This is a genomic window from Azospirillum oryzae (assembly GCF_900177515.1).
Classification (GTDB): domain Bacteria; phylum Pseudomonadota; class Alphaproteobacteria; order Azospirillales; family Azospirillaceae; genus Azospirillum; species Azospirillum oryzae_A.
This window is the reverse complement of record NZ_FXAK01000007.1, coordinates 2,339,885-2,353,709: the sequence shown is the minus strand read 5'-3', so window position 1 is coordinate 2,353,709 and position 13,825 is coordinate 2,339,885. Positions and strand designations below refer to the sequence as shown.

12 protein-coding genes are annotated in these 13,825 nt (G+C 69.5%); 1 reads left to right on the top strand and 11 read right to left on the bottom strand.

The features are described from left to right. The first annotated feature begins 112 nt into the window (after positions 1-112). Entirely contained in the window at positions 113-727 is a 615-nt protein-coding gene (gene rpsD, locus B9N97_RS23605) for a 30S ribosomal protein S4 (protein ID WP_014248629.1), read from the top strand. A 103-nt stretch (positions 728-830) separates the two neighbouring features. On the opposite strand, the gene B9N97_RS23600 is transcribed toward rpsD, so the two are convergent. From B9N97_RS23600 to B9N97_RS23550, 11 genes are all read right to left on the bottom strand, one after another. Beyond that, positions 831-2,048 (bottom strand): PP2C family protein-serine/threonine phosphatase, encoded by a 1,218-nt coding sequence (locus B9N97_RS23600; protein WP_085090122.1) that lies wholly within the window; start codon positions 2,046-2,048, stop codon positions 831-833. Continuing rightward, on the bottom strand, positions 2,045-3,268 hold the full coding sequence (locus B9N97_RS36825) for a response regulator (RefSeq protein ID WP_085090121.1): 1,224 nt from the start codon (positions 3,266-3,268) through the stop codon (positions 2,045-2,047). Before B9N97_RS36825 ends, B9N97_RS23600 begins: the two co-directional genes overlap by 4 nt. A gap of 35 nt (positions 3,269-3,303) precedes the next feature. Next, positions 3,304-4,113, bottom strand: a complete 810-nt coding sequence (locus tag B9N97_RS23590) for an ATP-binding protein (protein ID WP_244560864.1) — start codon at positions 4,111-4,113, stop codon at positions 3,304-3,306. Positions 4,114-4,118: 5 nt separating this feature from the next. Next, on the bottom strand, positions 4,119-4,424 hold the full coding sequence (locus B9N97_RS23585) for an STAS domain-containing protein (RefSeq protein WP_085090120.1): 306 nt from the start codon (positions 4,422-4,424) through the stop codon (positions 4,119-4,121). A gap of 52 nt (positions 4,425-4,476) precedes the next feature. Next, the gene (locus tag B9N97_RS36820) at positions 4,477-5,613 is read right to left on the bottom strand and encodes a methyl-accepting chemotaxis protein (RefSeq protein ID WP_085090119.1); all 1,137 of its coding nucleotides are present in this window, start codon (positions 5,611-5,613) and stop codon (positions 4,477-4,479) included. A gap of 56 nt (positions 5,614-5,669) precedes the next feature. Beyond that, positions 5,670-6,731, bottom strand: a complete 1,062-nt coding sequence (locus B9N97_RS23575; protein ID WP_085090118.1) for a protein-glutamate methylesterase/protein-glutamine glutaminase — start codon at positions 6,729-6,731, stop codon at positions 5,670-5,672. A gap of 3 nt (positions 6,732-6,734) precedes the next feature. Beyond that, positions 6,735-7,397 (bottom strand): chemotaxis protein, encoded by a 663-nt coding sequence (locus B9N97_RS23570; protein WP_085090117.1) that lies wholly within the window; start codon positions 7,395-7,397, stop codon positions 6,735-6,737. Between the two features lie 3 nt (positions 7,398-7,400). Continuing rightward, entirely contained in the window at positions 7,401-8,324 is a 924-nt protein-coding gene (locus tag B9N97_RS23565) for a CheR family methyltransferase (RefSeq protein WP_085090116.1), read from the bottom strand. Between the two features lie 19 nt (positions 8,325-8,343). Continuing rightward, positions 8,344-10,908 carry a methyl-accepting chemotaxis protein gene (locus B9N97_RS23560; protein WP_085090115.1) on the bottom strand — a complete coding sequence of 855 codons (2,565 nt, stop codon included), beginning with the start codon at positions 10,906-10,908 and terminating at the stop codon, positions 8,344-8,346. Positions 10,909-10,978: 70 nt separating this feature from the next. Further along, positions 10,979-11,524 carry a chemotaxis protein CheW gene (locus tag B9N97_RS23555; protein ID WP_085090114.1) on the bottom strand — a complete coding sequence of 182 codons (546 nt, stop codon included), beginning with the start codon at positions 11,522-11,524 and terminating at the stop codon, positions 10,979-10,981. A 9-nt stretch (positions 11,525-11,533) separates the two neighbouring features. Beyond that, positions 11,534-13,825: a chemotaxis protein CheA gene (locus tag B9N97_RS23550; RefSeq protein ID WP_085090113.1), complete on the bottom strand. Its 2,292-nt coding sequence runs from the start codon at positions 13,823-13,825 to the stop codon at positions 11,534-11,536.

Sequence of the window (13,825 nt, the reverse complement as noted above, 5' to 3'; positions counted from 1 at the left end):
CCTCCTGGGAAAGCGGGCGCGCGCAATCTTTGACGCCCCGTCCGCCGCCTGTAACAGGGCGGATGGAACTACCGGGACAACATCAACTCGTGTCCAACGAGGCCTGAGAGTTATGAGCAAGCGTCAAGAGTCCAAGTACAAGATCGACCGCCGCCTTGGCGTCAACCTGTGGGGCCGTGCCAAGAGCCCGCTGAACAAGCGCGAGTATGGCCCGGGCCAGCATGGCCAGCGCCGCAAGAAGCCGTCGGACTACGGTCTGCAGCTGATGGCCAAGCAGAAGCTGAAGGGCTACTACGGCAACATCGGCGAGAAGCAGTTCCGCCGCATCTATGCCGAGGCCGTCCGCCGCAAGGGCGACACCGGCGAAAACCTGGTCGGCCTGCTGGAGCGCCGTCTGGACGCGGTGGTCTACCGCATGAAGTTCGCGCCGACTCCGTTCGCCGCGCGCCAGCTGATCAACCACGGCCACATCCTGGTCAACGGCCGCCGCCTGAACATCGCGTCGGCCCGCATCAAGGACAACGACACCGTCGAGGTGCGCGCCAAGTCCAAGCAGATGGCGCTGATCCTGGAAGCCTCCGCTTCCGGTGAGCGTGACATCCCCGATTACCTGGAAGTCGACAGCAGCGCGCTGAAGGGCCGCTTCGTCCGCGCCCCGCTGCTGGCCGACGTTCCGTACCCGGTCCAGATGGAACCGAACCTGGTCATCGAGTTCTACTCGCGCTGATCGGTCGGCTCCCGCCGAACGCGAAAGGCCGCTCCCTCGGGAGCGGCCTTTTTGCTTTTCGGCCGGTGCCGTCAGCACTGTCAGCGTCGTCCGGCAGGCGGCGTCATTCCCGCCGCGTCAGCAGCAGCGCCGTCAGGTCGTCGTCGATGGGGCCGGTCGCCGCCAGATCGGCGAGCAGGCCGGACAGCAGGGCGGCGTCGTCCGGCTCCTGCAAGCGGCGGGCGAACAGGGTGGCGAGGCCGTATTCGTCCAGAACCTCGTGGCTGTCCTCGCCGCCGATCGGAATCTCGATGGCGGCGTCGGAATAGAGGAACAGGCGGGCGCCGGGCGGCATCGGCATCAGGCGGCTGTCGTAGCTGGCCGACGCCAGCAGGCCGAGCGGCAGGCCGCTGCCGTCGCCCAGCCGCGGTGCCTCGTCGCCGGGATGCCACATCATCGGCGCCGTCGATCCGGCCGAGGCATAGTGGAACAGGCCGGCCGCCGGGTCGATCACGCCGGTCAGCATCGTCGCGAACTGGCCGCAGGGCAGCAGCCCGCACAGCCGGCGGTTCACGGCGGCCAGGAACTCCGCCGGGCTCAGCTCCGTGCTGCCGATCTGGCGGCAGATGGCGTCCAGCCGGAAGGTGTTCAGCGCCGCGCCGACGCCATGGCCGGAGAAATCGACCAGATAGACGGCCACCCGGCCGTCCGGCAGCCGGTCGATCCCCCAGAAATCGCCGCCCAGCTCGGACGAGGGGGCGAAATGGGTGTGGATGGCGATGCCGGTCGCCGCTTCCAGCTCCGCCAGCCGGTCGGGGCCGGGCAGCATCCGGGCCTGCATGGCGCGGGCCAGCTCCAACTCGGCTTCCGTGCAGCTGTGGTACTGCTGCAGATCGCGCAGCATGGTGCGCTTGCGCAGGTGGATGCGGACGCGGGCCAGCAGTTCCACCGCATTGATCGGCTTGGTGACATAGTCGGTCGCCCCGGCGGCGAAGGCGCGGGCGCGGTCCTCCGCCCGGTTCAGGCTGGACTGCACGAGGACCGGCAGCGATTTCCAGCGCGGATCGGCGCGCAGGCGCCGGCACATCTCGAACCCGTCCATCTGCGGCATCATCAGGTCGAGCAGCACGAGGTCGGGCTTGAACCGCTCGATCCGGACCAGGGCGTCGTGTCCGTCCTCCGCCTGCTCGATCAGGGTGATGCCGCCGCGTTCCAGCAATGCCAGCAACAGATGGCGGTTGATGCGGTTGTCGTCGACGACCAATACGCGGGCACCGGCCAGCCCGTCGAAGGCATCGCGCGTCTCGATCGGCAGCAGGCCGGGCGGCGGGGATCCGGTCATGGCGCCGTCTCCCGCTCGATCCACAGCAAGGTGTGGTCGTCGCCGCTGCCCTGACCCAGCGCAAAGCCCAGCGAGCGGACCACCGCGTCGAAACCCTCGCCTTCCGCCACCGCGCGGGCGATCATCCAGCCAAGCCCGATTCCGGTCCCGCCGGCGTCCAGCGCTTCCAGCACGGCGACGGAGTAGAGCGCCAGCACGCCGCCGCGCGGCAGTTCCATCATTTCGCTGCGATAGCGGGTGCCAGGGGCGATGCCGATCGGCAAGCCGGTGGCCAGACCGAAATGCGGCCCGCCGTCGTCGTCCAGGATCATCGGCGGCGCGCCGTCGGCCGAGGCGTGGATGAAGCGCCCGGCCTCGCCGTCCACCACCCCATAGGTCATGGTCGCCTTTTCCCCTGCGGCCAGAAGCCCGGCGGCGCGGTCGTTCAGCGCGGTCAGCAGGCCGGCGGCATCCCGGCCGTGGACGGGGCCAAGCTCCTGCAGAAGGGTATGCAGGCGGAAGGCGTTCAGTGCCGCAGAAACCCCGCAACCCGCGACATTCAGCAGATAGACGCCGAATCGCCGGCCACCGAGCGGCAGAAGCCCCCACAGGTCGCCACCGAGATGGGGGGAGATCACGCTGTGGGCCCGCAGGCGGCAGCCGGCGGCGGCGGCCACCGCATCGCATTGTGCCGGGGTCGGCAGCAGATGCTCATGCATCGACCGGGCGATGGACAGTTCCGCCTCCACCCGCGCCCGATAGGCCTGCAGGCGGCGGATCAGCACCCGGTCTTCCAGATGGATGCGCACGCGGGCCAGAAGTTCGGTGCGTTCCAGCGGCTTAGACACCAGATCGGTGGTGCCGGCGGCGAAGGCGCGGTTGCGGTCCTCGCCGGACGACAGGGCGGTCTGCACCAGGATCGGCAGGTCGGCCGTCTCAGGCATGGCGCGCAGGCGGCGGCAGACCTCGAAGCCGTCCATTCCCGGCATCATGATGTCGAGGATCAGCAGGTCGGGGACGGCGGCCTCGATCATCGCCAGCGCCTCCAGCCCGCTTTCGGCGAAGGAGACCCGGCGGAAGCCGGCCTCGGCCAGGAAGGCGCCGATCAGGGTGCGGTTGAAGGCGGTGTCGTCCACCACCAGGATCGGGCAATCCAGGACGGTGCAGTCGGGTTCCTGGCATTCGCAGGCGTGGCCGTCCGGTCGCGGCGGTTCGGCGATGCTGTCCGGCGGCACCGACATGGCCTCGGAACCGGGGCTATGCCATCCCGCCGCGGTCACAGCCGGAACCTCAGGCGGATGCTGCGGCCGCCATTTCCGATCTCCAGCTCTTCGGCGATGTTGCCGATCAGGTCCAGACCGCGGCCGGAGGCGCCGGAACTGGTGCGTGGGCCGGGGATGAAGCCGGCGCCTTCGTCGGCGACCTCCACCGTCGCCAGTGCCCGGCCATCCTGCGCCGGGCCATCTTCCGCCGGCCCATCTGTTGCAGGATCGATCCGCAACGCGATGACGATGCGGCGGGCGGCCAGGGCCGGGTCGGCAAGACTGTCGCCCAGGTCGCGGGAAAAGCGTTCCAGCTCCTGCGCGCTCAGCTCCTTCATGCCGGCGACGCCCAGGTTGCCATGGACCAGCGCGTTGCTGACCGCCTCATGCAGGGCCAGCTCCAGATCGTCGCGGCGGTCCCCGTCCAGCGGATACCGCGCGTTCAGCGCGGCCAGCAGACGGCCGCCGAGCTGGAGATCATGGGCGGTCGCGGTGGTCAGGTTGAGGTAGAGGTCGTTGCCCGCCGCTTCGGCGAGCAGCGGCGCCAGCCCGGCGGCATCGCTGCCGGCCGGCGGCTCGATCCAGGCGGCGATGGGGGGAAGCCACAGTTCGTCGGCATCGCTGCCGGGAGCCGCGCCGGTCAGCAGGACGGCAAGCGCCGCCGGCCCGGCGGGCTCCGCAACCGGGGCCAGACCCAGAGACTGAGCCAGTCGCCCAAGCCGTTCGACCGGCATCCCGGGAGCCGCGAGGCCGGCGAAGCGGGTGCGGCATCCGACCGTCCCGGCATTGTTCTGGGTCGTACTGTGGGTCGTCCCGCCGCTCACCGGGATCAGTCCTCCATCGGAACGATCTTGGCGATCTGCGCCACGGTCAGCACCCGCTTCACCTGACCGGCGGCGCCCCGCAGAACGAATTGCTTGGCGGCGCGGTCCATCTCCTCCCGCGCGATCAGCAGCATGCCGATGCCGGCCGAATCGACGAACTCCAGCGACGACAGGTCGAGCACCTGACGCTTGAGCTTGTTCTGCCCCATCTCGCCGATCAGGGTCCGCAACTTTGCATGGTCGTTGAAGGTCAGGCGACCGCGCAGGCGGACGACTGCCTCCTGGTCGCGCACTTCTATGCCGTAATCCATGGGCCCGTCTTTCCGGAAAGTGGTTCACTGTACAGGCGGCGGGCGCACCGCGCTAGAAGAGTTCAATATCACCGCCTGAGCCGCTTCCCCCTGCGGCATTGAGGTCGAGCACGCCGTTTTCGTCCAGCGCGGTGCCTTCCAGCAGCAGTTTGCGGACGAAGCGCTCGCGCATCTCGCTGAGCGTGAAGCGGCCCATCAGCTGGTTCAGCCATTCCTGCGGCTCGCGCGCGCCGATGCCGGCGGGCACCTGGGCGCGGATCCGGGTTTCCAGCTCTCCCAGCCCGGCGCCCATGATGGCGAGACTGTCGTTGATCGCCTCGATCCGCTGCTTGGTCAGGTCCTGGAACTGCATGCCGGTGATGACATGGGCGATGGTGGCGGACATGTCGGACGACACCGACGCGGCCGTTTCCAGCACCGATTGGAAATGGGTGGTCTGCGCCACCAGGCTGTCCATCGTCTTGTCGACGCGCTCCTTCGCCAGCATCTGCGGCGACATGTCGGTGTTGGCGATCTGGCGCAGGATGTCGTGGCCGTTGCGGACGCCCTTCACCACGGCGGTGACCTTGCTGCGCATGCGCTCGGCCAGTTCGCCGGTGGAGCGGGAGAGGTGCCGCACCTCCTGCGCCACCACGGCGAAGGTGCGCCCGGCCTCCCCGGCGCGGCTGGCCTCGATGGTGGCGTTCAGCGCCAGGAAGTTGGTCTGGCGGTTGATGCCGTCGATGTCGCCGATCGACTTCTCCAGCTCGGCCACGTCCTTCTGCACGTCGTCCAGCAGATAGACCATGCTCATGGCGTGGCGCGACAGGGTGACGATGTTGGTCACCATGTCGGTGATGATGTCCTGCATGCCGACGACCAGCGTGTCGAGCGGCACACGTTCGCCGTCGATGTCGACCGAGCCGGCCATGGCGACGATCTGCGCCACCCGCTCCGACTGTTCCAGCGCCTTCTGGGCCAGCTCGCGGAAGCGGTCCGACAGGTCGAGGGTGGAAGCCTCCACATGATTCGAGGTGCGCGTCAGCTCGCCCTGCACGACGTCCAGGGTACGGCGCTGCACATCGGCGAAGCCGAGCCATGTCGACAGAAGCTCCGCGGTGACCGCGACCTTGGCGTTTCCGCCCTGGGAGTCGTCCCGGAAATTATCCGGCGTCGCGGGCACGGCATCGGTGGAAGCGGGGGTAAACATACTGGTGCTCCTTGGAAACTCTGCCCGGGGAAACTCTGCCCGGATGCCCGGTGGAATCAGGCGGTGCGGGGGCGCTCGCCGACGGCGTCGAAGGCGCGCAGCATTTCGGCGGGGATTTGGACCAGCGGCAGTTCGACCGCCACGGCGCCGGCCTCCCTGGCGGCCCGCGGCATGCCATAGACGACGCAGCTCGATTCCTGCTCGCCGATGGTGAAGGCGCCGGCCTCATGCATCGCCTTCATGCCGATGGCGCCGTCGCGGCCCATGCCGGACAGGATGACGCCGACCGCATTGCCGCCGGCCGCCTTGGCGACGGAGGCGAACAGCACGTCGACCGACGGCCGGTGGCCGCTGACCGCCGGGGTGTCCTGGATGTGGCAGATGAAGCCGGCGGTGTCGCGGACGACGGCGAGATGGCGGTCGCCGGGGGCGATCAGCACCAGGCCCTGGGCCGGCCGGTCGCCATGGGCGGCCACCCGGACGGTCGGCGCCGACAGCCGGTCGAGCCGGGCCGCGAAGCTGGGCACGTAGCTCGGCCCCATATGCTGTGTGATGACGATGGGCGGGCAATCCGCCGGCATGGCGGCCAGCACGTCGCGGATGCGCTCCACCCCGCCGGTCGAGGCGCCGATGGCGATCAGCCGCTTGCCCGAACCGGCGCGGCGCGGCGTCGGCAGGACGCCGTGCGCGGCGGCCGGGCGGCGCATGGTCAGGCGTGCGGTGGCGGCGACGCGGATCTTGGAGACCAGCTCCATCGCCGTCGCCTCGAACCCGTGCCCGTCGGAGCCGCCGGGCTTGGCGACGCAGTCCACCGCCCCCAGCTCCAGCGCGCGGATGGCGGCGTCGGAGCCCTCGCGGGTCAGGGAGGAGACCATGATGACCGGCGTCGGCCGCAGGGTCATGATCTTCTCCAGGAAGGACAGGCCGTCCATCTTCGGCATTTCGACGTCCAGGGTGATGACGTCGGGGTTGGTAGCCTTGATGACCTCGCGCGCCTCGAAGGGGTCGCGGGCGACGCCGGCCACCTCCATCCCCGCCTCCCGGCTCAGGATGTCCTTCAGCATTTCGCGCATCAGGGCGCTGTCGTCGACGATGACGACACGGATCGGTCTGGGCATCGGTCAGCTCCCTCCCGGATCGGCGGGCGCGAACAGTTCGACCTCGCCTTCCTCGGGGGTCCGGCTCAGGTGGGTGATGAAGCGCCGTTCGCGGGCCATGGTGTCGGCCGCCGCCTCCGGCCGCAGCAGGCGCCGCAGCGCCCGGCCGCTGTGGGGGAAGTAATGCAGCCGCCGGGCGGAGCCGCCGCCCAGATCCTGGCCGGCCAGCGTCAGCCCCTCCGCTCGCACGTAATCGAGCGCGAACCGGCTGTTCAGCCCGCCGATGTCATAGCTCGACTCGATGACCCGGCCGCCGCCGAACAGCTTGACCTGCAGGCGCCGGCGCTCCGCACCCGCCGCCAGCAGCGCGTTGATCAGCCGCTCCATCGCCACCGAGCCGTAGCGCGCGGCGACGCCGGCCCCCTCCAGTTCGCTCGCCGGCAGGTCGGGCAGCATGAAATGGTTCATGCCGCCGATGCCGCGCACCGGGTCGTGGATGCAGGCCGCCACACAGGACCCCAGCGTCGTCGCGATCATCAGGTCGGGCCGGTCGCTGACCGCCTGCTGCCCCAGCGCGATCTTGACGGTGTCGACCTTGAATTCCTGATTGAAGTAGCGCCCGCTGCCCAGACGGCGGGGGGATACGGCATGTGTGGAGTCATGTCGGGGGAGGGGGGCGGCATTCATCGCTCAGTCCCTCCGGTAGATCGTCGGACCGGCCTGGCGGAACAGGTTCGACACGCCATACAGGCTCTCCGAGTGGCCGAGGAACAGATACCCGCCGGGGCGGAGCATCCGGGCGAAGTTTTCTATCACCTGCATCCGGCCGCGGCGGTCGAAATAGATCAGAACGTTGCGGCAAAAGATCGCGTCGAACGGGCCGGACATCGGCCAATGTTCCAGCAGGTTCAGCGGCTTGACGGTGACGAGGCGTTTCAGCTCCTCGCCCATCGCCACCGCCGGCTCGCCGTCAAGCCGCACGTCCTGGGTGAAGCGCTGGCGGACCTGTGGCGGGATGCCGGTTGCGCCCGACAGCGGGTAGATGCCGCGCCGGGCGGTGTCCACCATGTGGGTGTCGATGTCGGTGGCGAGGATGCGGGCGTCCCAGCGGCGCAGATCGGCGCCCATGGTCGAGACCAGCACCATCGCCATGGTGTAGGGCTCCGGCCCCGACGAACAGCCGGCCGACCACAGCCGCAGGCGCGGCTTCGACCGGTGGGCGTTCAAGTCCCGCACCTCCGGCAGGACGGTGGAGGCCAGGAAATCGAAATGGTGCGATTCGCGGTAGAAGCTGGTCAGGTTGGTGGTCAGTGCATTGACCAGGAAGCCGATCTCGTCCGCCACCCCGTCGCTCTGGAGCAGGGCGCAATAGGCGTCGAAATCGGGCAGCCGCAACTCGCGCAGGCGCCGCGCCAGCCGGGCATAAACCATCTCCGCCTTGTGCGGCGCCAGCGCGATGCCGGCCAGCTGGTAGAGCAGCCCGGCGATCAGGTCGAAATGGTGCCGCTCGAAATGGAACTCGCGCGCGCCGCCGAACACCGCGGCCGGGGGGGCGGCGGGGGAGCGCCGCAGCGTCGCGGGTTCGGTCGATAAGGCGGGCGAGCGGTCGGTCATCGCGGCACCGGTGGCGTCCTCAGGCGGATCTGCGAGAAGCGGACTGGCGGTCCAGGGTGAAGAAGGTCATCTGGCGGCGCAGCTGGTCGGCCTGCTCCTCCAGCGAGCGGGCGGCGGCGGTGCTTTCCTCCACCAGGGCGGCGTTCTTCTGGGTCATCTCGTCCATCTGGGCGATGGCGATGTTGACCTCGTCCAGGCCGGACGCCTGCTCGGCGGTCGCCCGCGCGATCTCCGACACCAGATCGGCGACGCGGCCGATGCCCGACACGATTTCGGTCAGCGAGCTGCCGGCGGAGCGCACGAGGTCGACGCCGTCGCGCACCTGCCCGCCGCTGTCCATGATCAGCGCCTTGATCTCCTTCGAGGCCTGGGCGGAGCGCTGGGCGAGCTGCCGCACCTCCTGCGCCACCACGGCGAAGCCGCGCCCGGCGTCGCCGGCCCGCGCCGCCTCCACCGCCGCGTTCAGCGCCAGCAGGTTGGTCTGGAAGGCGATCTCGTCGATCACCCCGATGATGTCGGAAATCTTCTGCGACGACTGCTCGATCCGGCGCATCGCCTCGACCGCGCTGGTCGCCACCTCGCCGCCGCGCGAGGCCGCGCTGCGCGCCTCGGTGGCATAGCTGTTGACCTGCTGGGCATTGTCGGCGTTGGAGCGAACGGTGGCGGCGAGCTGTTCCATGCTGGCCGCGGTCTCCTCCAGCGAGGACGCCTGCTGCTCGGTCCGTTCCGACAGGTCCAGGCTGCCTTCCGCTACCTCGCGGCTGGCGACGGCGATGGAGCCGGCGGCCTGGTCGATGCGCTGGACGATCTCCGACAGATGGGAAACCGTGCCGTTGAAATCGTCCTTCAGCCGCTGGAACACGCCTTGATACTGCTTGTCGATGCGGCGGGTCAGGTCGCCCTGCGACAGCGCCTCCAGCACCGAGGCGAGTTCCTCGGTGACGGCGGCGATGTTCTCGGACAGCCGGTTGATGCCCTCGCTGACCAGCCGGAAGAAGCCGGTCTTGCCGTCCAGCGCGATGCGGTGGGTGAAGTCGCCGCGCACGGCATTCTCCACCATCGCGCCGATCTCCGCCTCGATCGCCAGCTCCTCGGTCAGGTCGCGCCACTCGATGACGGTGCCCAGCCGCTCGCCCTGGCGGCTGACCACCGGGTTGGCGATGACCTGGAAGGTGCGGCCGCCGGTCTTGGCCCAGCCGCGGTGGGTCTGGGTCAGGTCGGCCAGCAGGCGGCGCTGGTGGCCGGGGTCGCGGTGGAAGACGTCGAAGTTGCGGCCGACCAGCGTGTTCGCGTCGAAGCCGGGCAGCGAGACGCGCAGGTCCGCCTCGGCATGGCGGAACATGGCCATGATCGAATCGTTGGCGTAGAGGATGCGGCCGTCGACGTCCGCCATCATGATGTTGGCCGACACCCGTTCCAGCGCGATGCGGGAGCGCAGGGCCTCCACCGCCTCGTCCTTGAAGGCGGCGACGGCGCGGGCCATGTCGCCCAGCTCGTCCTTCTGGCCGGTGTGGGGGACGCTGACCGACAGCTTGCCTTCGGTCAGGTCGGACATCACCCGGCGGATGCCGGTGACCGGCCCGATGATCGAGGCGGCGATGCGGTTGGCGGCGACGATGCCGATCACCAGCGACAGCAGCCCCAGACCCAGCGTCAGGCGGATGGTGAAGGCGGCCTCGCTCCCGGCCTCCTCCTCGGTCGCCCTGGCGCTGGCGGCGATGGAGGCGACGATGCCGTCGATGGCCCGGTTGATCGCCGTCGCGGCGGCGGCGAGGTCGTCGGTCAGCCGCTTCGCTTCGTCATTGGCGGCCATCGCGTCGCGGAAGGCGGCACGGTAATCGGCGGCGCGGGCGTCGATCTCGCGCAGGGCCGCCGGCAGGCCGCCATTGCTGCGGACCACGGACGACAGCCGGGCGATGCTGTCGCTCATCGCCTCGCCCACCGCCTCGACCTGCGCCGCGGCAGCGGCGTCGCGCAGGCCGATGGCGCGGTTGGCCTGGAAACGGGTCATCAGCCAACGGTTCTCCACCTCCTGTGCGCCGAAGGCGAAGTCCTTGTCGCCGGACGCCTCGGTGGCGGACACCATGTCCTCCAGCCGCTTGGTCACCTGGGCGCCCAGCGGGTCCATGCGCTCGTGCAGCAGGCGGTCGGCCCGTTCGCGCACGGCGCGCACCGTCTCGAACCGCTCATGGTAGGCGGTGTGCAGACTGCCCAGTTCGGCAAAGGCGGCGGCCTGGGGCGAGGCCTTCACCTTGGCCTGCCGGGCCGCCATCGCCTGGTCGAACTCGCCGCGCAGGACGCGCAGCCGGTCCAGCGCCTCGGTCGAGCCGATGTTGATGTATTCGCGGGTCTGCAGCCGTTCGGCGGCCAGGCGGCTTTCCAGGTCCTTGGCGAAGACGGCGAGGTCGCCCGACGCGATGATGCCGTCGATGCGGCGGTTCAGCCCGTCCAGCCCGAAGATGCCGGTGCCGGACTGGGCGGCGATCAACACCAGCAGCAGGCCGAAGGCCAGCCACAGCCGTTTGCCGATGCGCATGTTGCTGAGGAAGGTGCCGGCTTTGGCGATCGTACCGTCGGTGGCCATCGGGGACGTTTCCTCTTCTTATTTCTTCTCGTTGCGGCTTGCCTGCCGTGGGCTCGACAGCCTGCTGCGGTCAGGTCGTTTCCAGGGCGGCGCGGGGCATGGCGTCCTGGTCGACATGCTCGCCCGCGAACAGCTTGCCCACATTCAGCAGAGTCACCATGCGGTTCTCGGCGGTGTAGAGGCCGCTGAGATATTCGGCGTCGATCAGCCCGCTGTCGACGTCGGGCGGCGGCTTGATCGCGTCATGGCCGATGGCCAGGATGTCGGAGATGGCGTCGACCAGGATGCCGCGCGTGCGCTCGCCCACCTGCATCACCACCACGACATGGCGCTTCGTCACCTGGGTCAGGCCGCCTCCGAAACGGGCGCGCAGGTCGAAGATCGGGATGATGATGCCGCGCAGGTTGATGACGCCGCGGACATAGTCGGGCAGGTTCGGCAGGCGGCTTTCCGGCGTCCAGCCGCGGATCTCGCGCACGGCCAGGATGTTGACGCCATACTCCTCGCTGCCGACCGTGAAGGTCACATATTGCTCCTCCGTCCCGTTGGCGGCGGAGCCTGCGGCCGAAAGGTCGGCGCGGGAGCTGACGGGGGCGATTGCGGTGGAACTGCTCATCGCTGGGCCTCAAACCGTTTGGCGTTGACGCTGGTCGGACCTGTCCGCCGGGGCGGGCAGGGACGGGGAAGCGGAAGGGCTGCCGGCATCGCTGCCGGAAGTGTTGTGGCGGCTCATTTCGCGCAGGCCGGCGACGTCCAGGATCAGGGCGACCCGCCCGTCGCCCAGGATGGTCGCGGCGGCGACGCCGTCCAGCCGGCGGAAGTTGGCCTCCAGGCTCTTGATGACGACCTGCTGCTGACCCAGCACCTCGTCCACCACGAGGCCGAGGCGGGAACCGTCCTCCGTCTCCACCAGCACGACCAGACCCTTGGTGGCGTCGTCGATGGCCTTGGGGATGCCGAACAGCCGGTGCAGGTGCACCAGCCGCACATACTCGCCGCGCGCCATCATGACGTCGCACTTGTTGACCAGCCCGTGCAGGTCGGCGGGCTTCGGCCGCAGGCTTTCCACGATGTTGGTCAGCGGCAGGACGAAACGCTCCTCCCCCACCGAGATCACCATGCCGTCCAGCACCGCCAGCGTCAGCGGCAGCGACAGGACGAAGCGCGAGCCCTCGCCCGGCGTCGAATAGACGCCGATGCGCCCGCCGAGGCTGGAGATGTTCCGCCGCACCACGTCCATGCCGACGCCGCGGCCGGACAGGTTGGACACCTGATCGGCGGTGGAGAAGCCGGGCAGGAAGATCAGGTTGTCGATCTCCTCGTCCGACAGGCTGGCACCCGGCTGGACCAGCCCCTTCTCGATCGCCTTGGACAGCACCTTGGCGCGGTTGATGCCGCGGCCGTCGTCGGTAACCTCGATCACGATGCGGCCGGACCGGTGGGCGGCCGACAGATGCACGGTGCCGGCGCGCGGCTTGCCGATGCGCTCCCGCTCGTCGGGGCCTTCCAGCCCGTGGTCGATGGAGTTGCGGATCATGTGGGTCAGCGGATCGACGAGGTTCTCCACCACCGTCTTGTCGACCTCCGTCGTCTCGCCCGAGGTGACCAGCATCACCTCCTTGCCGGTCATGGCGGCGCATTCGCGCACCAGCCGCGGCATGCGCGAGAAGACGCTGGAGACCGGCTGGGCGCGGATCGACATCACGCTCTCCCGCAACTCGCGGGTGTGCTGGGCGAGACCTTCCAGCCCTTCCAGCAGCTCCTGGAACTGGCCCGGCGGCAGGTCGCGCAGATGCTCCGCGATCATCGCCTGGGTGATGACCATCTCGCCGACCATGTTGACCAGCCGGTCGATCTTGTCGAGGTCGACGCGGATGGTGTGGGTGGTCGGCCCGGAATGGTCGCCGCCGGTGCCGCCGGCACCGCCATTGGGTCGCTTGGCGCCGTCGCCGGGCTTCGCCGAGCCCGAGGTGGTGGCGGCCGGGGTCGTCGGCGGAGCCGCAGGGGCGGCCGGTTGCGGCAGGTTGGCGGCGGTCGAGACGGGAGCTGGCTGAGGAACGGAGGCGGGTTCCACCGGCGGGATGACCGCGGGCGGTGGGGCTTCGGCGCTGATGCGGATGTCGCAGTCGTCGGCGACGAATTCGAACACGTCGTCGATCTGGGCGCGGTCGACCTGCGGGTCGGCCAGCAGCGTCACCGTCCAGGACAGGTGCAGCAGTTCGGCGTCGAGGTCGCGCAGGGACGGCAGCTTGTCCAGATGGCAGACCACCTCCGCCTCGCCCAGCCGGCGCAGGGCACGCAGCATGTAGGTCGGCTCGTTGCCCGACAGCAGCAGTTCCGCCTTCGGGCGGAAGACGATGGTCCAGCGGACCTTGCCTTCGGGGATCGGACCACCGGATGCCGGCTGGTCGTCGCGGGCGGCCTGGATGGCGGCCAGGGCGTCGCCGAAGATGCCGGCCTCGTCATCCTCGTCGTCGGGATAGACCGTGGCGGGTGGTGGTGCCGCGGGCGGTTCCTCAGCCGGCGTTTCGTCCTTGCCCAGGAAGCGGCGGAGCGCGGCGACGGTGTCGTCGGTGGTGCCGGCCGGCGCCTCCGTCTCGTCGGAGGCATGGGACAGCAGGCGGGCCAGCAGGTCGTTGGCGCGGATCAGCGTGTCGACCAGTTCGGTGGTGACGGGGATCTCGGCGTTGCGCACGCCGTCCATCACCGTTTCGAATTCATGGGCGAAGGCGACGAGATCGTTGAATCCGAAGGCACCGCCGCCGCCCTTGATCGAATGGACGGCGCGGAAGATCGCGTTCACCTCGTCCATGTCGACCTCGCCGGGGGCGAGGCGCAGCAGCCCGGCCTCGGCGACCGCCAGCAATTCGGCGCTCTCGTCGAAGTAGGTCTGCTTGAAGCGGCTGAGATCGTCCAC